The organism is Paenimyroides aestuarii, assembly GCF_024628805.1.
GTDB classification, from domain to species: Bacteria; Bacteroidota; Bacteroidia; order Flavobacteriales; family Flavobacteriaceae; genus Flavobacterium; species Flavobacterium aestuarii_A.
Genome location: NZ_CP102382.1, coordinates 905044 through 925832, shown reverse-complemented (window position 1 = coordinate 925832; position 20789 = coordinate 905044). Strand labels below are relative to the sequence as shown.

Annotated in this window: 21 protein-coding genes and 2 pseudogenes; 12 read left to right on the top strand and 11 right to left on the bottom strand. The window is 35.8% G+C overall.

The genetic code is table 11. The features are described from left to right. Window positions 1-3: 3 nt before the first annotated feature. Genes NPX36_RS04520 through NPX36_RS04505 form a run of 4 tightly spaced genes read left to right on the top strand, consistent with a single transcriptional unit; the run spans window position 4 to window position 2427 of the window. Window positions 4-531, top strand: a complete 528-nt coding sequence (locus NPX36_RS04520; RefSeq protein WP_257500222.1) for a hypothetical protein — start codon at window positions 4-6, stop codon at window positions 529-531. Beyond that, on the top strand, window positions 521-931 hold the full coding sequence (locus NPX36_RS04515) for an energy transducer TonB (protein WP_257500221.1): 411 nt from the start codon (window positions 521-523) through the stop codon (window positions 929-931). The genes NPX36_RS04520 and NPX36_RS04515 overlap by 11 nt, the downstream gene beginning before the upstream one ends. A gap of 4 nt (window positions 932-935) precedes the next feature. Continuing rightward, complete coding sequence (locus NPX36_RS04510) at window positions 936-1310, top strand: hypothetical protein (protein WP_257500220.1); 375 nt, start codon at window positions 936-938, stop codon at window positions 1308-1310. A 13-nt stretch (window positions 1311-1323) separates the two neighbouring features. Further along, complete coding sequence (locus tag NPX36_RS04505; RefSeq protein WP_257500219.1) at window positions 1324-2427, top strand: hypothetical protein; 1104 nt, start codon at window positions 1324-1326, stop codon at window positions 2425-2427. A gap of 66 nt (window positions 2428-2493) precedes the next feature. Here the strand turns inward: NPX36_RS04505 and NPX36_RS04500 are convergent, their stop codons facing one another. The 4 genes from NPX36_RS04500 to NPX36_RS04485 form a co-directional block, all read right to left on the bottom strand. Next, entirely contained in the window at window positions 2494-2838 is a 345-nt protein-coding gene (locus NPX36_RS04500; protein ID WP_257500218.1) for a hypothetical protein, read from the bottom strand. A 102-nt stretch (window positions 2839-2940) separates the two neighbouring features. Further along, on the bottom strand, window positions 2941-3360 hold the full coding sequence (locus tag NPX36_RS04495) for a hypothetical protein (protein WP_257500217.1): 420 nt from the start codon (window positions 3358-3360) through the stop codon (window positions 2941-2943). A gap of 77 nt (window positions 3361-3437) precedes the next feature. Then, window positions 3438-3980 carry a TetR/AcrR family transcriptional regulator gene (locus NPX36_RS04490; protein WP_257500216.1) on the bottom strand — a complete coding sequence of 181 codons (543 nt, stop codon included), beginning with the start codon at window positions 3978-3980 and terminating at the stop codon, window positions 3438-3440. 10 nt (window positions 3981-3990) lie between these two features. Continuing rightward, a complete protein-coding gene (locus NPX36_RS04485) occupies window positions 3991-4407 on the bottom strand; it encodes a winged helix-turn-helix transcriptional regulator (RefSeq protein WP_257500215.1) in 417 nt (138 codons plus the stop codon). A 99-nt stretch (window positions 4408-4506) separates the two neighbouring features. Here NPX36_RS04485 and nfsB point away from each other — a divergent pair, with 99 nt between their 5' ends. Continuing rightward, on the top strand, window positions 4507-5166 hold the full coding sequence (nfsB, locus tag NPX36_RS04480; protein WP_257500214.1) for an oxygen-insensitive NAD(P)H nitroreductase: 660 nt from the start codon (window positions 4507-4509) through the stop codon (window positions 5164-5166). 74 nt (window positions 5167-5240) lie between these two features. Here the strand turns inward: nfsB and NPX36_RS04475 are convergent, their stop codons facing one another. Beyond that, a complete protein-coding gene (locus NPX36_RS04475) occupies window positions 5241-5780 on the bottom strand; it encodes a type 1 glutamine amidotransferase domain-containing protein (protein ID WP_257500213.1) in 540 nt (179 codons plus the stop codon). 178 nt (window positions 5781-5958) lie between these two features. Here NPX36_RS04475 and NPX36_RS04470 point away from each other — a divergent pair, with 178 nt between their 5' ends. Together NPX36_RS04470 and NPX36_RS04465 are read left to right on the top strand one after the other, a co-directional pair. Beyond that, entirely contained in the window at window positions 5959-7218 is a 1260-nt protein-coding gene (locus NPX36_RS04470) for a putative DNA modification/repair radical SAM protein (RefSeq protein ID WP_257500724.1), read from the top strand. Window position 7219: 1 nt separating this feature from the next. Beyond that, complete coding sequence (locus tag NPX36_RS04465; protein WP_257500212.1) at window positions 7220-7981, top strand: TIGR03915 family putative DNA repair protein; 762 nt, start codon at window positions 7220-7222, stop codon at window positions 7979-7981. Window positions 7982-8044: 63 nt separating this feature from the next. On the opposite strand, the gene NPX36_RS04460 is transcribed toward NPX36_RS04465, so the two are convergent. The 5 genes from NPX36_RS04460 to NPX36_RS04440 all read right to left on the bottom strand — a co-directional run bounded on the left by NPX36_RS04460 (window position 8045) and on the right by NPX36_RS04440 (window position 14338). Then, on the bottom strand, window positions 8045-10177 hold the full coding sequence (locus NPX36_RS04460) for a catalase (RefSeq protein WP_257500211.1): 2133 nt from the start codon (window positions 10175-10177) through the stop codon (window positions 8045-8047). 106 nt (window positions 10178-10283) lie between these two features. Beyond that, the gene (locus NPX36_RS04455) at window positions 10284-10790 is read right to left on the bottom strand and encodes a pyridoxamine 5'-phosphate oxidase family protein (protein WP_257500210.1); all 507 of its coding nucleotides are present in this window, start codon (window positions 10788-10790) and stop codon (window positions 10284-10286) included. A 113-nt stretch (window positions 10791-10903) separates the two neighbouring features. Then, entirely contained in the window at window positions 10904-11326 is a 423-nt protein-coding gene (locus NPX36_RS04450) for a hypothetical protein (RefSeq protein WP_257500209.1), read from the bottom strand. A 119-nt stretch (window positions 11327-11445) separates the two neighbouring features. Beyond that, the gene (locus tag NPX36_RS04445; RefSeq protein WP_257500208.1) at window positions 11446-13422 is read right to left on the bottom strand and encodes a KUP/HAK/KT family potassium transporter; all 1977 of its coding nucleotides are present in this window, start codon (window positions 13420-13422) and stop codon (window positions 11446-11448) included. A 13-nt stretch (window positions 13423-13435) separates the two neighbouring features. After that, window positions 13436-14338 (bottom strand): DUF4349 domain-containing protein, encoded by a 903-nt coding sequence (locus tag NPX36_RS04440; RefSeq protein WP_257500207.1) that lies wholly within the window; start codon window positions 14336-14338, stop codon window positions 13436-13438. Window positions 14339-14543: 205 nt separating this feature from the next. Here NPX36_RS04440 and NPX36_RS04435 point away from each other — a divergent pair, with 205 nt between their 5' ends. The 3 genes from NPX36_RS04435 to NPX36_RS04425 all read left to right on the top strand — a co-directional run bounded on the left by NPX36_RS04435 (window position 14544) and on the right by NPX36_RS04425 (window position 17579). Beyond that, the gene (locus tag NPX36_RS04435) at window positions 14544-15440 is read left to right on the top strand and encodes a hypothetical protein (RefSeq protein ID WP_257500206.1); all 897 of its coding nucleotides are present in this window, start codon (window positions 14544-14546) and stop codon (window positions 15438-15440) included. 294 nt (window positions 15441-15734) lie between these two features. Continuing rightward, window positions 15735-16559: an IS5 family transposase gene (locus NPX36_RS04430; protein ID WP_257500205.1), complete on the top strand. Its 825-nt coding sequence runs from the start codon at window positions 15735-15737 to the stop codon at window positions 16557-16559. Between the two features lie 90 nt (window positions 16560-16649). After that, entirely contained in the window at window positions 16650-17579 is a 930-nt protein-coding gene (locus NPX36_RS04425; protein WP_257500204.1) for a hypothetical protein, read from the top strand. Window positions 17580-17718: 139 nt separating this feature from the next. Here NPX36_RS04425 and NPX36_RS04420 read toward each other — a convergent pair. Next, a pseudogene (locus tag NPX36_RS04420) lies at window positions 17719-19291 on the bottom strand (IS1182 family transposase); the annotation flags it as partial. Window positions 19292-19396: 105 nt separating this feature from the next. Between NPX36_RS04420 and NPX36_RS04415 the strand changes: the two are divergent. Both NPX36_RS04415 and NPX36_RS04410 read left to right on the top strand, forming a co-directional pair. Further along, complete coding sequence (locus NPX36_RS04415; protein ID WP_257500203.1) at window positions 19397-20467, top strand: T9SS type A sorting domain-containing protein; 1071 nt, start codon at window positions 19397-19399, stop codon at window positions 20465-20467. A gap of 46 nt (window positions 20468-20513) precedes the next feature. Further along, a pseudogene (locus tag NPX36_RS04410) lies at window positions 20514-20759 on the top strand (glycerol acyltransferase); the annotation flags it as partial. Window positions 20760-20789 lie beyond the last annotated feature (30 nt).

Below are 20789 nucleotides of genomic sequence, written 5' to 3'. Positions count from 1 at the left end.
GATATGAATGTAAGAATTTTACTGACCACCGCTATCTTGGTTGTTTCTATTACCTCCTGCACCACCAGTAGAAGCGTGACCAAAAATTGCGATGCGCAACCTCAAAAATTGAATATCGCGAACATTAACGGAACGTATGAAACCGAGCGTTTGTGGGATGAATTTTACGAAAACAAAACCACCAAAATAGATACCACCAAATACAGCGAAAACGCACAAACAAAAATCTACTTCGACGGCAAAAAATACATCACGGCAAGTGTGTATGATAATGGACTGAAGAAAAACGAAATTACCCTAAAAGCCAAAGTATATAAAGATTTTGTTTCTGTAAAAAAAAGACACAAACTTTTGCCGTTTTTTCCATTTTATTTTTACAGCAATGTACACAAGTTTGCATTGTATAACGATGCTGATAACAACCTTGGATTGTGCGGTTACGGAAGCACCACAATGGTGGTTCTTATCATGTCGGGCGGAAAAGGCGGCGACTATTCAGCGACATATAAAAGGGTGGAAAATGAAGAGTAAAATAGTTTTATTGGTACTGACTACTCTGTTGACTTTCACAACAAGGGTAACAGCGCAGAATAAAACATTAAAAGATACCGTTGTTAGCAGAGCAGATATTAAACCATCATTTATGGGAGGAAATAAAGAACTCTTTGATTATATCGACAAAAACTTGGAACATCCTAAAAATGCTAAAACAAGTGATATAAAAGGACGTGTCGATGTTTCATTCATCGTAGAAAAAGATGGGCGACTTACTAATATTCAAATAGAAAGAAGCCTTTCTAGAAGCCATAACAGAAAAGCAAAAAAACTAGTGCGAAAAATGCCTAGGTGGAAACCCGCTTTATTGGGTGGACAACCTGTAAGATTCAGGTTTCGCTTACCGGTAGTTTTTAAAACAGAAATAAACAATTAGCAGTATGAAAACAAAACCAAAAGTAAAGTCATCACTTCTTACTACGCTATTTGTAGTGGCGGTATTTTTGATAACTAACACAATAAGTGGAGGCATCAATAGCTTCTATTACACACTTTTCATTATTTTTTTTACTCCCATTATTTTTGGCGGATTTTTGTTTTTAGGATTTATTTTACAATTTATTCTCTCAAAAAATAGAATCATCAAATCCTTCTGGGTGTATAGTTTAGCTTCATTTTTATTTATTTATATAATTATATTTTTGACGTTACCAACATCTGAGGGTGATTTTCCGCATCAGTTAGTATTTATATTTGTAATAACGACCTCATTTTTCTATGCAATTTGTGCTTTATACTTAGAAAAAGACGAATAAAAAAAATAAGTAAATGAAAAGAACACTCGTATTTCTCCTCCTTATTTTAGTGGCAGGCATTCTCATTGAAGGCTGTTCTACAATTAATTTATCGCCCAAATTACTATTCAATAGCGGCAAATTCAGCCAATTTCCTACGTTGGATGATGGTTTACAAGCAGAAGGTATTTCAATCAATAGAATTACCCAATCAAGCAATAACGAAATTCGGTATTTTCCCGAAAAGAACTTTTTTATGGTTGTGGCATCCAGTAAAGCAGGGCATTTCAATCCCATAAAAATAGACAGCATGGGCAATAAAGTGTTTGGATTGAATATCAACGAAAACTACTTCAAAGGGCAAACCATCGAAATTATCAATTGCTTTTTGATAGCACCTAACCAAATTTGCGATTTTTCTTCCGAAAAACCAACAGCAGAACCTTTTACAGAGGTATTAAATAAAGAAAGTACATTTTCTGAAAAAGATTGGGTTGAACGATTTGGTAGTCTATACAGCAGCTCAGATATAGTGTTGTATTCTTATCGATCTGATTTACCAACTTCAAGTGTGGTCTATTTTCAAAACCAAGGCAAATGGATAAAATTGTACACATCTACCAATCATCATTTCATCTATGCAAACTCAAATCAAGTAGTATGTGAAATCAATAATAAAAAAATTCCGCACAAATGGCATGAAGAAATATATTTGAAAGATGTGCAAAAAAACACCTATTCCAACGTACATCGTTATTCAGATGAATACATCACACCATTCAATTCCGATGGTACATTCTTTCCCAACCAAACACTCAAGTACCCGCAATCAGCAACAATAAAAACATTAGCTTTCGCTAAAGAAACGTACACTTCGGAAGGTTATTATAACCCCGGTATTCCAGTTCAATTTTATGGCACTGGATATTATGCTCTAGAAATTGAAAACAGCGTTTTAAATTTTAAAACCGTTGCAAGCAAAGAAGCCTTTTTTGGCAAAGTAGAAACAGACCTGTATTTATTTGTTTTGCCAACTAAATATGCCAATCAAAGCGTTGTAAGTTTTTTAAGCTATGATTACGGCACAAATTATCATGAAAATGACAAAAAAGGAGTTTACGTTATTCGAAAAAATTAAGCAATTTCAACAAAACCTTTTCCTGAAAGGAAAAAAATCATAACCCAATGCAGCACATCGGGAAACCTAGCATCTATCACCTACTAGCAAACGTGGTATGTCACCTTTTTCTTTGCTTAAAAGATAAATAAGATAGGGTGCAAAAACAACAATACCCAAAACTGCAGCTGCAAGCCCCCAAATAATTGATGAGGTTTTAAAATGACTGCGCCACATAATCCATAAGCCCGATAGCATTAAATAGCAGCTAAAATCAAGATTGAATTGCCCGCTCCAATTCATGTTTTTTACATTCGTTAAAAATACACTTAATAAATCGGCACCTTCTTTTGGGAAAACAAAAAGGGTATAAATCAGCACAGTAACTGCCATGAATGCCAAAAGCATCTTTAAAAAATTAGAAGTATTCATTTTCTTATGAAATAGAGATATAAATTGTTGATATTGTTTTTTTTGTCAAAATGTTCCGAATAACTCAATAGGTAGCATAAACATTTTTTAAATTTTATAGGCCTAATTTTTTGCAGCTTTCCATAGCGGGCCAACTGCAATAAGCAATACCAAAATATTGATGAAAGCATTGCTCACATTTCCCGAAGTAATTGAACCTGCGCTGTCTAAGAAAAACCAAGCCAAAATACCAGCCAAAACTGCTTTTCGAACCTCATTGGGTGCTTTGTCATAAACCCATTTTTGCAAAAACCAAATACAAACACCCCAACCAAACAAAAATCCGCCTGTCAATGCACTCAAAAATCGGGTAGTGGGCGCCTCATAATTTTGTAAACCGTCTAAGGGAAGGCTTAGTAAATCCAAAGACCATCTTGCGGGCTCAGATGTGGGCAGCATCGTGCCCAAAAAGAAAATCGGACCAAACGAACCTATTACGATTGCAGTAATTTTCAGATAAAACTTGTGAAATCTTTGTGTCATTTCGCTCTAATTAAATTTTTCACCACAAAATTAAAGAAAGAGTAAAAGGCGTTTTAGTCGCAACCGTACAATTACATTCAGGCAAAACTTTTGGCAATTGCTTTCAAATTTTCAAAATATGCCGAAAGCCAAGTGTGATTAAGGTTTTCATGGTTGATTTGCAAGAAAAAATTCTCTAATGCCAAGCTAAAAATGCCATTTATTTGTTGTGCAGATAGCTGCAAGCCTAAATCTTTAACCCACAATTTTACAAACGCATCGCCCACTATTTGATTCGATTGATGCAAAACAGCCGCAAATGCAGGAATGTGTTGCTGAAAGCGCAATTGACGGTTAAAAAGCAAATCGGTTTTATGTGTTACCAATATTTCAACAAGATCTGGGTGGACTGATTGAGCCTGCTGCTCTTTAAGTGCAATAATTTTAGATTGTGCAACATGATGTTGTAAAAGCAAGTCCACAAATAAATCCATATCTGCAAAATGATGATAAAACGATGATTTACTTTTGCCAACTTTCTTAGCAAGTGGTTCTATTTTTAAAGCAGCTTGTCCATGTAGTGCAAAGGTTTCGTAGCCATGTGCAATCCAATTTTTTTGATGGTCTTCTATGCGTTGCATATCGTATCAGTTATTCCTTATTATTAATTCGTTCTTGAAGTTTTGATTGTATTTCCTTCAGGAATTTTACCTTTTTGCCAGCTATTCGCTGACCGAAAGCCGATGCTTTAGCCGATTCATTGTGCTTAACGCTCCAATCGGCCATTTCTATCAAAATAGGTAACAAATCCGCACCTTTTTGCGTTAAACGATACTCAAATTTCGATTTGTTGGTAGCAGAAACTTCCTTTATCAAAATACTTTCTTCCTCTAACATTTTTAATCGATTTGCTAAAATGTTGGTCGCAATTTTTTCTTCCGAAAGTAAAAATTCGCTGTATGATACCTTTCCTTTCCATATTACATCGCGAATAATCAGCAACGACCATTTATCGCCCAAAATATCAAGCGAACAACTTAGCGGACAATTTGATCTGTTTTTTTCCATAAAAAAAATAAAAAAAGCACTTGCGTTTTGCAATTACATTTATATCTTTGTACTTGCATTTTGCAATTACAAAAATACATAAAAATAACCGTTTACATAATGAATTTAATCAACATTTTAAACAATCGATATTCAACGAAATCATTCGATCCTTCCAAAAAAATAAAAGAAGACGATTTTAAGCAACTTCTATCATTATTGCAAATGAGTGCGTCTAGCGTAAACCTTCAGCCGTGGCATTTTGTAATTGCTTCTACGGAAGAGGGTAAACATAGAATGGCAAAAGGTGTACAAGGAAATTATAAATTCAATGAAGCCAAAGTGCTGAATGCCTCGCATGTGGTGCTTTTCTGCTCCAAAACGCGTATTGATGAAGCCTACAAAGAGCAAGTTCTTGAATCGGAAGCCAATGCTGGGCGTTTCCCCAATGAGCAAATCAAGCAAATGACCAAAGACGGCAGAACTTTGTTTGTAAATATTCATAAAGAACAATTAAAAGACGAGCAACATTGGTTGGAAAAACAAGTGTATTTGAACATTGGTCAGTTTTTATTGGGAGCAGCCGCTTTGGGAATTGATGCATGCCCCATGGAAGGCATTGATGTGCAAATTTTGGATGAAGAATTTGGATTAACCGAAAAAGGATTCACAGCCATTACTGCTGTGGCGTTGGGATATAGAGGCGAAAGCGATTTTAATGATCCTGCCAAAACACCAAAAGCCCGATTGGCTTTAGAAGATATTACCACACTTGTTTAATGAGAAGCAAAGTGTTTGGAACAATTTAAAGTTAAAAACACCATCTGATAAAAAGCAGATGGTGTTTTTGGGTTTTAGGCTTTGGCAATCGCCTCAATTGTTGCTTTGTTAAAAGCGGGTAAATCTTTTGGGGTGCGGCTGGTGATTAAATTTCCATCCACAACAACTTCTTGATCTTCCCATTGTGCACCGGCATTTTTTAGGTCGGCTTCAATTGCCCCAACCGATGTCAATTTTTTGTTTCGAACAGCTTCTGCATTTATCAAGACTTGTGGGCCATGACAAATGGCAGCAACCGGTTTGTTCTCGTTAAAAAATGTTTGTACAAACTGCAAAGCATCTTTATTGGTGCGCAATTTGTCTGGATTGATCACACCACCCGGCAGAACCAATGCGTCAAATTCATTGGCTTTTGCATGGTTTAGCTGCAAGTCCACTTGGTACTCTTTGGTCCAATCGTCACCCGATTTTGCTTTTACTTTACCATTTTTTGGCGATACAATCAACACTTCTGCGCCGGCATCTTTCAAGGCTTCAAGCGGGCTGGTCAATTCAATTTCTTCAAAGCCATCTTCTGTAAGAATGGCAATTTTTTTTCCTTTTAAATCATTCATAGCTTTAATTTTTTAAAATGAATCTACAAGTTAATGATATTTTACAAGCTAAAAAAGTGGATTTTTGTTAGGGGGAATATCTTATCAAAACCTTAACAAAAAATGTCGTTTTTAACTTTTGGAACGACAAGTGAAAATGAAAGGAATCGTTAACTTTGATAGGATGTAAAGAGGAACTATTTTGGAACGTATCGAAGAAAAATTGATGATATTGGCCGATGCTGCAAAATATGATGTGAGTTGCAGTTCTAGCGGAAGCAAGCGAAAAAATACCGGCGGAATTGGCGATGCATCTGCTTCAGGAATTTGCCATACCTACACGGAAGACGGAAGATGTGTGTCTTTGCTTAAAATTTTGCTTACAAATCATTGCATCTACGATTGTGCTTTTTGCGTGAGCCGTAAAAGCAACGATGTAAAACGTGCTGCCTTTACGGTGGAAGAAGTGGTAGATTTAACCATGAATTTTTACCGCCGCAATTATATAGAAGGATTGTTTTTAAGTTCGGGCATTTTTAAAAATGCTGATTTTACAATGGAACGTTTGCTGCGTATTGTGAAAAAACTGCGATTGGAGCAACGGTATAACGGATACATTCACTTAAAAACCATTCCCGGTGCCAGCGAAGAACTGATACAGGAAGCTGGTTTGTATGTGGATCGTATGAGTATTAATCTTGAAATGCCCACCGAAGCTGGATTAAAGCTCGTGGCGCCTGAAAAAAGTCATGATGCGGTGCGCAAACCTTTGCAATTTATCAATCAAAAAATTCAAGGATTTCAAAACGAAAAAAAACTAATCAAACACACGCCCAATTTTGTTCCTGCGGGGCAAAGTACACAAATGGTTATTGGTGCCACGCCCGAAAACGATTGGGAAATTATGAGTGTTGCCGATGAGTTTTACAAGAAATATCAACTTAAACGGGTGTATTACAGTGGATATATTCCTGTGAATAATGCAAACGAAACACTTCCACAAATAGGTTCGCGACCGCCATTGATTCGAGAAAACCGATTGTATCAAACCGATTGGTTGCTGCGATTTTACAATTTTTCATTGAATGAAATTCTAAATCCGGCTTTCACACAGTTAGATTTAGATATCGATCCCAAATTGAGTTGGGCATTGCGCAATCTGCATTTATTTCCAATTGATATTAATACTGCTGATTATCAAACCATAATTCGCGTTCCAGGAATTGGCAGAGGATCGGCAATGAAAATTGTTTCAGCCAGAAAATACGGTAAGTTGCGCGAATATCAACTCAAAAAAATGGGCATTGCGTATAACCGAGCCAAACATTTTATTACGTGTGCCGATACCATTGCGCCGTTGGGTTTTAAATATGCACCCCAAATAAAAAATACTATTTTGCAAATGGGTAGTAGTAAATACAAAGCGGAAATGGCTGAAAATCAATTAAAATTGTTTTAAAATGAATTATGTGTTCGATGGCAGTTATCTCGGATTTTTGTGTTGTGTTTTCGAGTGTTTCGAAATGAAAGAATGGAAGGCCGTACCGGTTGCCGAAGGTTTTTTTCAGCCCGATATATTCATGCCCGAAAGAACCATTTTTACGGATGTTGACAAAGCCAAACGCATTCAAAACGCATTGATTAATCAATTTGGAAAAGCCACAGCCGATGATTTTTACAAAGCATTTCTCTCTGAAGATACCGAAGCTTGGAATGCGGCTTTTTATATCATGGTTTCATTGTTTAAAGGAAATCATTCCATATTAGAACATTTTGGTGATTTAAAGGTTTTGTATTTTCATCAAACCTTAAAAAAAGTAAGCCGTGAACGCCACCGCATGAAAGCTTTTATACGTTTTAGCAAAAGCAGCGATGGTTTATATTTTGCAGTTATTGAACCCGATTTTAATGTGTTGCCTTTGATCTTATCATTTTTTAGAAATAGATATACCGATATGCCTTGGGTGATCTATGATGTAAAACGCAAATACGGATTTCATTACAATTTAAAAGGACTTTATGAAATTGTGATTGATAAACAAGAACAAACCGCTTTTCAAAACACCAATTTAACTATTGCTTTAGACGAACGCGATGAACTTTTTAAACGTTTGTGGAAACAGTATTTTAAAAGTACCAATATCGAAGCACGCAAAAACATGAAATTGCATGTGCAACATGTGCCGAAAAGGTATTGGAAGTATCTGGTTGAAAAACAGTAAAAAAAAAACAAGCTGCACAATCAAAAAATGGTGCAGCTTGCAAATTTGGGCTAATATAGTGGGCTAAACAGGAACTTTTCGGGCTTCTTCGCGTTCCCAAACACGGTGTTCTTTCATAACGGCAATCATTTCAGAAATCCAGTTTTTATCTTTGCTTTCTAAAAAAACACCACGGTCTTTTTCTACAAACGATTGCGCCAAAACATCTTCTGTTCCCTCGGCAAAAGCCAATGCTTTGCAATGACGATATGCTTCGTTGATAAAAGCAAAATAATCGGGATTTTTTAATAATTTTTCAGTTGCTTTTCCGCCGGGAGTGTACACTGCATCATATAAAACCGATGCATCTGTGGCATAGGTGTGTTGAATGTTTTCTGTACCACCTTCCATAAACTGAAACGTACCCACATGCGGTGCAATTAAAACCGCTTCAGCACCTTCTTTTTCTAACGCCTTTTTAAATGCATCAACACTGGCTTTAGAAGATCCTTCATCAAGGAGAAAAGCCACTTTGCGCGTGGCAATAGTTCCTTCTCCTTTTTTAACAGCCATGCTTAAAGGTGCAGATTTTTCCACTTCGGGTTTGTTTGGTTTTAGAGGATATTCCGGATGATTGTTTCGGGCAAATTGCAACGTTAGCTCATCTAATTGTTCAGGAACGCTGATTCCCAAATTACTACCTACTTGCATCGCTAAATGCTTGTCTATTTGATGCAGAATAGCTACTTGGCGTTCCCTGATTTTAGGGTCGTTCACCTTACTCAATTCAAACGAAAGTGCGTTTATAATATGATTTTGCTCGTATGATGTTTGCGATTGGAAAAACAATCGGGCTTGTGTGAAGTGGTCTGCGAATAATTGTGTTCTTTTGCGTTCTTTCACAGTTTCAATAGGTTCTTTGTGCGATTGATAACCTGTTTCGCCTTTCAACATGGCGTGGTACGGACAACCAGCGGCTTTACTGTTTGGAAAATAACTTACATCACCTTTTAAAATATCTTGGCGGGCAAAACCGTCTTTTTGATTATTGGTTTTTTTGTTGATGCTTCGATTAATGGGCAATTCATGAAAATTGGGTCCACCTAAACGGTAATTTTGGGTATCCATATAAGAAAAAATTCTGCCTTGAAGCAACGGATCGTTAGAAAAATCGATTCCGGGAACCACACGCCCCGGATCAAATGCAGCTTGTTCGGTTTCGGCAAAAAAGTTTTCAGGATTTTTGTTCAATGTCATGGTACCAACAATGGTTACTGGCACCACTTCTTCAGGTACTATTTTAGTTGGATCTAATAAATCGAATGAAAAGGAATGTTCGTCTTCTTCAGGAATCAACTGCATGCCTAAATCCCATTGCGGATAGTTTCCGTTTTCAATTGCTTCCCATAAATCCTGACGGTGAAAATCGGAATTGAATCCTGATATTTTCTGTGCTTCGTTCCATGCCACACCGTGTGTCCCTAAACGAGGTTTCCAGTGAAATTTTACAAAAGTGCCTTTTCCTTCTGCATTGACTAACTTAAAAGTGTGTACCCCAAAACCTTCCATCATACGCAAACTGCGAGGAATGGCTCTGTCTGACATCACCCACATAATCATATGTGCTGACTCGGGCATTAATGAAATAAAATCCCAAAAAGTATCGTGTGCCGAAGCTGCCTGCGGAATTTCATTGTTGGGTTCGGGTTTTACTGCATGAATTAAATCCGGAAAATTCATCGCATCTTGTATAAAAAACACGGGAATATTGTTTCCTACCAAATCGTAGTTTCCTTCTTCTGTATAAAATTTTACGCTAAAACCGCGTACATCGCGTGCCAAATCGGTAGATCCTTTAAAACCTGCAACGGTAGAAAAACGTACAAAAACTGGGGTTTGCACGCCTTTTTGTAAAAAATGTGCGGAGGTGTATTTTGATAAATCTGCATTCATTTCAAAAACGCCATGCGCCCCACTTCCGCGGGCATGTACCACACGCTCGGGAATACGTTCTCTGTCGAAATGCATCAATTTGTCCAGATAAATATGATCTTGTTGCAAAGACGGTCCTCTTTCGCCTGCTTTCAGGGTATTGTTGTTGTCATAAATAGGTACGCCGTCGTTGGTAGTGAGCACCTTACCGTTGTTATCCGTAATTTGTTGTTGCAACTGTTTGGTTTTTTGGTTTTCGTCGGTTTGCTTTTTTTCTTTTTTCATGAATTTATTATTTTGGGATTTTATATTTGGTGGGTCTGTTTTAGCAGCAGGTTTTTTTGATGCAGAAAAAGCTCTGAAAAAACTTCAGAGCTTTTGTATTAAAAGGCTAAAGGTTTAAATCGCCTTCTCTGCCCATGTCCATTTTTGCGCCTGTTAACGCGCTTGTTGCTACTTTGAAGAAAGTAACCAATTTGTTGGTTTTGTTGTCCCAATAGTGTGCCTCATTTGGAACTACTTTTAAGATGCGAATGTTGGGATCTTCTTTCCCTTTTTCAAACCAAGCTTCTACAAACTTGTTCCAATATTTTTCGATTTTGGCAGCATCTCTTGAAACTTCGCCAATGCCGTTGATACTTAAAAATTCATAGGATTTAACATCGGCAAAGGTCAATGATACTTTTTTGTTTTCCATTAAGTGTTGGTGGGTATCGCTGGTTGCCGAAAATAGAAACCATATATTGCCTTCTTCGTCAACTTCTTGACGGCTCATTGGAATGCTGTGTGGATAATCGGTGTGGTTTTGAAAAGTAGAAAGCATACCAATATCAATGGCATCTACCATGTTTTTTAACTTTTCAACTGCTTCCTTGTGGTTCAGGTTTTCTGTACTCATAGCTTTAATTTTTTAAATTGATTTTTTCTTTTTCAATTATAAAGATACAAATTAATAACATAAAAATGCTATTAATTTTGTGTTTCTATGAAGCACAGATGTGAACGGAACGATTATTTTTTTTCTAAAAAGAGGGTGTCCATATCTGGAATCTCGGCAAATTCGCTGTATGTTCCACCGTTCATATTTACGCGTAGTTCCATTTTATCGTAGCCCAAAAAGCGGTAAATACCCCGCATGCGGTTGATTTCATTATTGTTTGCAAGGTTATAAAAAACATAATCTATTTGATGCGGTGTTTTAGAAAAATCGGCAATGTATTTGCAAGCGGCTTTAATGCCTTCGATTTCAAATTCTTTTCCGCCAAAGGTGTTTTTTCCGTTAATAAACGTCACATAACCATCTTTTGAGAATAGAATACAAACAGTACCTCCTTGGGAATCGGTTCCCTTCCATTTTCCTGTAAGGCGCTTATCTTGAGCTGTACAGGAAAGGCTCAGCATTAAAAAAACAACGAATAAAAGTCTTAAGTTCATGTGGCGAGTAGCATAAATATGTGATGTCAAATGTAAACATAATATTAATAGAAAAAGCGCTTGTTGAATTTTAGGCATAAAAAAATGCTGTTTCCATTGAAAACAGCATTATTAGTGATTTATTTCTTTTTATCGGTTCTTCGTTTTAAAGGAATATCAGCGATATTGTTGTTCAACAACAGCGGATAATATTCAATTTTCACCGAACTATTGTCTAATCCAAAAGCTTTTTCTTCCGATAAACTGTTCTTGCGGATGAATGCATAACAATCGAGTACAAATTTTTCGTACCAAGGCAAATCATTGTCATAAGAAACCACTTTTTCGATGATGATGTATTTGTGGTCGGCAGTAATTTGATTTTTTCTTAAAGAGTGATACGTACTAAGTTTATTGAACTCTCCGCATTTGTTTAAATCTTCTAAAACTTTTTTAAACAACGGACTTATCTTTGGTGCAATGCGGAATCCTAAATAAAAATCGACACGGATAATTTTGTCTGAGAATTTTTTAATTTGATATTCCATTCCATAAGGTTCATCTAAAACATTTACATGCAACATCCAATAAACATCAGCACGTTTGGGACGTTTATAAAGGATGGAATAAATCACTTTCGATTCAATTTCGCTTTTAATATGTGCGTTGGTAAGATAGATGAGGTTGTTGGCATATTGCGGGATGCTTTCGTCATTGCTTAAATCTTCTATTACAGTGGTGTAATCTTCCAAACGAACAAATTCGGTATAATTCTTACGAATGCGTTTACCCAAAAACCAAATGGCCATAACACTTGCTAAACCTCCTGCCACTAAAAGCGACACATAACCGCCGTGGTGAAACTTATCAATATTTGCCAAGAAAAACGATATTTCAATCACGCTATATACCATTACAAACGCAACGATGATGAATTTACTGAAGCGTTTTAAAATCATATAGTAGGTAAGCAATATACTGGTTGCAATCATGCACATTACAATTGCCAAACCATAAGCAGCTTCCATATTGCTCGATTCTTTGAAATGCAACACAATCAATATACAACCAATGCAAAGCATCCAGTTGGTAGAAGGAATGTATAACTGTCCTTTTATAATCGATGGATATTTAACCAACACACGCGGCCAAAGATTTAAACGCATGGCCTCGTTTATCATGGTAAATGAGCCGGTAATTAATGCTTGTGCTGCAATGATGGCTGCCAATGTTGCTACAATAATTCCGATGGGAATAAACCATTGCGGCATCATTAAATAGAACGGGTTTTGAATAAACTCAGCTCCGTTTTCAAATGTTTTCAGTTTTATATCGGCATGTGAAAGTAAAAATGCACCTTGACCAAAGTAATTTAAAATCAATGTTGTTTTTACAAACAACCAACTTGCGCGTATGTTTTTTATGCCACAATGACCCAAATCGCTGTACAAAGCTTCGGCACCTGTGGTACACAGAAACACAAAACCCAGTACATAAAAACCTTCGGGATGTTCTTTTAACAGCAAATAAGCGTAATAAGGATTAAATGCTTTTAAAATTTCTGGCAATTGGATAATTTGCAATAACCCCACAATTGCCAACATGCTGAACCAAATAAACATAATAGGTCCGAAGAATTTTCCAATGGTTTTGGTACCATAACTCTGAAAAAAGAACAGCACCACAATAACAGCAATTACAAGCGGAATGGTTTGCAAATCGGGGTAATAAATTTTTAAACCCTCCAAGGCCGAAGAAATTGAGATAGGAGGTGTGATGAATCCATCGGCAAGCATGGCACTACCGCCAATTAAGGCCGGAACAATCAACCATTTTTTCTTTAGTTTTTTCACCAACGTATAAAGCGAAAAAATGCCCCCTTCTCCGTTGTTATCAGCTTGTAAGGTAAGCCATACATATTTTATGCTGGTTTGTATGGTAAGTGTCCAAAGCACACAAGAAACCGCACCCAGCACCAGATTTTCATTAATGGGTGCTTCGCCAAAAATAGCTTTCATTACATACAAAGGCGAAGTACCGATATCTCCATAAATAATACCTAATGTGATTAATAAAGCGCCGGCACTTACTTTATTTAGGCTGTGTTTTGCTTCCACTTAAATTGGATTTTTAATTAGATTTAGATTGATTTTTTTTATATTTCTTATATTTCACTAAAAACCATAGCCCAAAAATAAGAATAATTAAAAAAAACGGCCAAAGGTATAAAATATCTATTAACGAATCTACAAAATTTTCAAAACCACCGATAAACGCATTTTTGGTTTTGTATCCAATAGTGCGATCGGGCGATTTTGCGTGTGGGATTTCTTTAAAAATAGTAAGCGAAACGGAACTGTATCGCACTTGTCGATCATACAACCGCAGGCGGTTTTCTGAAAGCTCAATTTCTAATCGCACTTGGTGGAGTTTCTCTTCGATTTCTAAAATTTCGGTAACGTTTTTTGCTTGTTTCAACAACTCTAAATAGCGTGCTTCTAATGCCCTTTGGTTTTTTAAGCGAGTGGCTACATCCACGTAATCGCGGGTAACATCTTCGCGCTTAATTTCCTTTAAATCAAAATAAGCTACATCTTTTTCAAGAGAAGTAATAAACCCGTCGAAATGTTCCGAAGGAATATTAAGCTGAAAAGCAATTTGCGGATTGTTGAAAGTGGCATCAGCAATTTCAGAAACTACAAAACCTTTTAAAGCATTGGTTTCGCGAACCAGTTTATTTTTTTCTTCTTCTAAATCATCTACTTGATATTTAACCGTTGCCGATTTAATGATTTTTTTAGCAAAAGAAACTTCGTTCTGCACGTTGTTGTGGTTAGGTGTTGGCTCTTGAACTTGAGCCATTTCTTCTGAAGATAATTGGGCATCATACATCACATTATCCTCGCGTGGTTCATATTCTGGCAATTCGATCTCGGTAACAGCTACGGCATCTTCGGTAGCCGTTTCGTTGTTTTTACAAGCAGTGATCAACAAACTGTTGAAAGCAAACACCCAAAAAATATACTTTTTCATACCACATCTAGTTTAGGTAGTACTAAGGTATATTTTTATTGTGAATATCAAATAGAAAATAGAGCGAATAATTACAGGTTTGTTTTTTGTATTACTTTTTTTTGGCTCGATTTTTTTATAATATAGCATAACTTTTATAAAAAACAATATTTTTAATTAAAATTTAAAATTTATCTTCACAATCTAATCTTAAAATTATATTAAAATGAAAAAATCTATTATTGCCCTTATGGGCTTGTTTGCTCTTGTAGCTTGTAGCGAAGATTCTTATCAGCAGGCTGATAAAATGAGTGAAACTGGAAGTGTTGAAACTGGTTCGGGTGGAATGCAGACAAATTCGGTTGATTCCGACGTACCGGGTCATACAACACCAGGAATCCCCAATAATTCTGGGAATTATGAGTCTCCGTATTTAACACCTGCCGGAACGCTTAGTCCAAAGTACCATTTTATAAACAATACATCTAATACGATAGTTATTACTCCAAGTGTCGGATTTTATGTTTGGGGACAACCAGTTGATCCCTATTATGGTAATTATTTATCAAATCCGGCTAATTACCCGAATCTTTTTGCTGGTGGTAATAAATATGGGAATACCGTGGACTTAGATCCGATTATTTTACACCCGGGAACCTCTTTAATGCATGGTCCTGCTACTGGTGGTTTGCCAATAAATGGAGCAACAATGGGTACAGGGTTTTCATATTCTTCTAGCTTGATAACAACAAATGAAGTATTGGCAATGATGGAAATTGGTAAAATGCATCATCTGACTTATAGTATCTACCCACGTAATGCGGACCCTAAATCTGTTCCTCCGTTTACAAAAGGAATGCTGAAGCAAAAGGTAGGTCCGGATACGTGGGATTTTACTATGTTTCCTAATCACTGGAAAAATATAGTACCTCTTTCTATTCACCCTGACCTAATGTTTATAGCTAATTTAAGGGATGATCCTACAAGAGGTGAGTTGTGCCTTACTAATAGTCCAAATAAGCCTATTGTGCCAAGTGAGGTTTCGATTACAGATCCTTTTGGAGCAACTCATACATTATCTTATGTAACTGATTTAACCGACATATATGTTATTTACCAATAATATTATATAATTTTAAAAACCGGAGTAATTTCCGGTTTTTTTATTTTTAAACTTTCTCAATTCCTCTATTTTTTCATAGAGCAATTTATCTATTTAAATTTTGCAAAGTAAATAAAAAGCCACTCAATTAATAGTGTTTTTTTTATTTCACTATTAAATTAAATAATTTTAAAAACAATTAACTTTGGCACGATGTTTATTTATAATATAGAATTGATTTAAACTTATTTTGTAAATAATAAAGGGTTGACGAAATTTGTGTTGCAAAACATATTCATTTCAAAATCAACCCTTATGTACAGTGTACTGAACAAAGATATAATAAAAAAAGAAATAGTACCTTATTTGCCATTAGCAAAACGAGGTTTTCAGGCAACAGTTCCTTTGGAAGAAATAGTAAATGCTGTACTTTACAAACTTAAAACAGGAGTTCAATGGCATCAACTTCCAGTTAAGGCATTATTTGAAGAAAATGTATTAAGTTGGGAATCGGTTTATTATCATTATCGAAAATGGTGTAAGGCAGATATTTTAAAAAAAATCTGGACAAGCATTTTAGAAAAAAACAAATCAAAATTAGACCTTTCGAATATAGATTTTGATGGTAGTCATACCTCTGCAATTAGGGGTGGTGAAGAAGTAGAATATCAAGGTAGAAAGAAACGTAAAACCACTAACTCATTGTATTTAAGTGATAAACAAGGAATTCCATTAGCCATTTCAGAACCTGTAGCTGGTAACCATAACGATCTTTTTAACATAGAAGTTCAGTTTGAAGTGATAACGGGAACTTTAGAGCAAGCAAAAATTCCAGTTGAAGGACTTTTTTTAAATGCTGATGCGGGCTTTGATTCTAAAGAATTTAGGTTGTGTTGTGAGAAAAAAGAAATACATGCAAATATTTGTTTCAATAAAAGAAATGGCGATACAGATAGAGATGAATATTTTGACCAAGAACTTTATAATGAGAGATATAAAATAGAAAGAACAAATGCTTGGATGGATAGTTTTAGATCCATATTAAATAGATTCGACACAACAGTTACAAGTTGGCTAGGCTTTAATTATTTAGCATTCATCGTAATTGCTCTAAAAAAATTTAATAAAATAAAAGTTTAAATCACTTCATAGTATAACTTTTAAAAAAAACAATATTTTTAATTAAAATTTAAAATTTATCTTCACAATCTAATCTAAAATTATATTAAAATGAAAAAAATAATTATTACCCTTATGGGCTTGTTTGCTCTTGTAGCTTGTGGTGAAGATGTTTCGCAAAGCCAAACACCAGAATTAAACAAAGTAGTGCCGGGGACCGATCCTAAAGCAACAAGTGATTCAGGTGGAGTCAAGCCTTTTACGAGTGTCAATGGGTATGATTCTCCTTGGGATATTAATAATGTGGTACCGGTTCAACATTATTTTCAATGCCATTTATTTTCTCAACAAGGTGTTTATACAAGAGTAACCCCTTATATTGGTTTGGCTTATTACGATGGTGCGAATGATGGTACTTATAATGGGGTTAATTTAGCGGGTGGTTATCCAAATTTGTATGCTGGCGGTAATGAGTATGGAAATTACATAGCTGCCAACCCAATTGTTTTAACAGGTACTTCAAGTACACACGAATTAGCGGTATTTTCTGATTGGGTTACACCTCAAGCAAACGATCATTGTCCTGTTATACCAAGCGTGTATCAATACCCATACAACCCAGAACCTATTTTTTTTGATTTGGTAAATAACAACATGGTTAAACCCGCAGCATTGGGCTTGCCTCCCATTACACCACCACCATCTGCCACCCCGCAAGAGGTACAATTACTAAAAGATTTTGGAAAGGTAATGTATTACAAAATTGAATTTGGAAGTAATCCAACAGTATTTACAGATACTTTTTATGTTTTGGGATTGCAAGATGATAGTGGTGATGCAATACAAAATTCACTGTCTGTAACCGATACATTTGGCGGAGATTTATATTGGCATATTAGTTCTAGAGAAATTATTGTAGATCCTACAACTGTTGCTAATCCAGATTTTGTAGTTTCTGGCGGTGATATGCCAACAGCTGTTGGTTCATTTAGGGCAAGAACGTTTTATTTAGACGGATTTGTACGTTTATATATAGAGTAATAGTAATAAACACAATGAGGCTGTCCAAAAAGGCAGTCTTTTTTTATGCGGCTAATTTTTGATAGTGAAAATTGTGGTGATTATTTTTAGTTGAAGAAAATTCTTGATGCTTAAAAATGAAAATTTCAATTTCAAAAATCATTTTTGAACCTCTTTTTGCGGTTTTTACAACAATTTTCTTAGAAGTCGCTTCTTTGGCCACCATTTTTCTAAAATTATGCCCAAGAGCCATCAGTAGAAACTCTAATTCTACTTTTTCTAAGCCTTTGAATGTAAATCTGTTAAATTTATTATTGCTTTTGAGTTGACCAAAGACAGCTTCTACTTCTATCGGGCGTTTGCTTCGGTGTTTTAAACCTTCTTCGCTCGTTAATAAATTTCTCGCTCTTTCTTTAAGCTCATTCAAACGGTGATTGACTTCTATTCTGCGATTACCTTTTGCATTGAAACATTCCCCTCGAAGCGGACAATTGTTGCAGTTTTTAGCTTGATAATAAGACACTTGCGATTCGTACCCGTTGCTCGATATTCGTTTGCCTTTGCCAACATTTTCCATTCGTTGACCCATCGGACAAACGTAAAAATCTTGTTCTTGGTTATAGAATAAATTCTGAACCAAAAACGGATTGTTTTCCATCTTCTTTTTCTGTTCTGCATGAAAATAATTATACTTCACATACGCTGTAACGTTTTTATTTTCAAGCATTTCGTAATTCTCCTCACTTCCGTATCCTGCATCGGCAACCACTTCTTTGCTTTGTTTTCCGTAGAGATTTTCAAAACCATCGAGATGCGATTCCAAAGTCGTGGTATCCCCCTTTTTGATGGATGGAAACGTGGGTAATAAACTGATTTTCAGTTGAAATCTGCGTATTATAAGCCGGTTTAAGCTGTCCGTTTTTCATGTGATCTTCCTTCATCCGCATAAAAGTAGCGTCGGGGTCGGTTTTGCTGTAAGAATTCCTATCGCCTAAAGTTTCTAGGTCTTTTTCGTATTTTTCTAATTTTGGAAGATGCTCATCCTGAAGTTTTTGTAGCTCTTTTGCCTGTTTTTTGGTAGGTTCTTTTAGTTTTTTGTTCAATTCAGATAACTTCTCTTTTAGTTCTTCGGAATTGATTTTTTTGGGCAGTTCTTCCTTGTTAAGTTCTTGATTATCTGATTGAATACTGTTTTCAATATCTGAAAGAATCGTATTGATTTTAACTTCTAATTTTTCTTTGTACTTTTCCACAGAACCCCGCCAAACGAAGGTGTATTTATTGGATTTTGCCTCTATTTTTGTGCCGTCAATATACTGAACATCAAGGCTGATGTAGCCCAATTCTACCAGCATTTTCACCACTTCGGCAAACAAATCTTTGATTTTCTCCTTCAAAATTTTCCCTCTAAATTCGTTGATGGTTCTAAAATTTGGCGTAGAATTTCCCGAAATGTACATAAAATGGATGTTTTCGGTAAGGGCTTTGGCGATTTTTCTACACGAATAAACGTTGGACAAATAGCTGTAAAACAACACTTTAATCATCATTCTCGGATGATATGCAGAGCAACCTCCGCCTAAGTAAAGATTTGTAATATCGCTGATATCCAATTGATTAACCACCGAATCCACCAACCGAACGGGGTGGTCTTCTGGAATCAAATCAAAAATATTGATAGGGAAAAGTTCTGGAGAGTTGCCTGTTTGATTTTTAAATGTTACCTTAGCCACAGTTGGGTTTTTTGTTCAACTCTAAAATACGAATTTTTTAGAGAAAACACAACTAAAAAAGGGCTGCCCAAACTTTTTGGACAGCCTCATTTTAATTTTATAATTATGAAAACAAGAATATTTTATATAGCAGCAGTTTTTTTGTTCACGCACTTATGTACAGCACAAATATTATTTACCGAAAATTTCAATAATTATGCATTGGGAGAAGTAAGTACCGATGCTACAGGAGCGATACCTGGAAAAGGCGGTTGGTATGTGAGAAAAGCATACCCTAACAACCCTGCACCATGTGAAATTGTTGCAGAAGCTGGCAGGGGTAATGTATTGTCAATTGGCGGCAATATTAATAATTTTACGCAAGGTAATACTTCGAGGGTAATACAAAAAAACATCAACACCTTATGGAATGGCAGAACACAAGGTAACAATATATTAAAATTAGAATACGATGTTTATACCGTTAGTACTTCGGTTAGTACAGATAAAATGGGGGGGTATGTAGGTTTAAGCACCGCAACTAGTAACAAATATACAGTGAGCAATGTCATAGATAATATTGTTGCTGGAAAACCATCAGCTGTTAATGCTAAATTACAGACAGGGTATTACACACCTTCTGGTACACAGTACATTTATTTGGGAGTAAATAATACTCCTGAATACAATAATTTTCCTTACAATACTTGGATTTCAGTGCAGCTTTTTGTTGATTATGAATACGAAGCAGGTAATGTAATTGGTGGTAAAATATATGTTTACATACCCGCATTAAATATTTTAAAGGGAGCAAGTTTTACACATAATGAAATTATAGAGATTTTACATTTACATGGAGGAGGTACAGGTAATTTACCAGTGGCGGTAAAATATGATAATATTAAGCTAACTGCTTTAAACACCTTACCAAACTATTTAGGAGTAGAAAACTTTTCGGCTGAAAATTTTAATTTATACCCTAACCCAGCAAGCAGCGTGGTTAATATAACCAACACCGAAAATATGCAGATACAGCAAATCACGGTGTATGATGTTGCAGGCAAGCAATTAAGCACCCAAAAATACAACAACGAAACCGAAATACAATTAAACGTAGAACATTTAGCAAGTGGCACGTATATGCTGCATTTGCAAACCAACCAAGGCACAGCGGTTAAGAAGCTGGTGAAAAAGTAGTTTTTTTTCTGTAACTTCAAAACAACTTTGCCAAAGTTTGGGATATTTGAAAAAGTTCGACAAGCTGATTGAAGAAGTAGAACCAGGCGGTGTGCGCTTGCCGGTTTTAATTAAAAAATACATCAAGCAAAACGCACGGGTAGTAGCTTTTAATGTAAATCCGCTGTTTAACAATTCGGTTGACGGATTAATGTACATGCGAATTGCCGATTTGCCCGAAAGCACCGTTCGCCCAGTAATTGAAGAATTGCAATTGGAACAGGAACGAAAAATGAACGAAAAGCAGGACTAGTAAACCATCAAAAATATTCAAAAGCTAAAA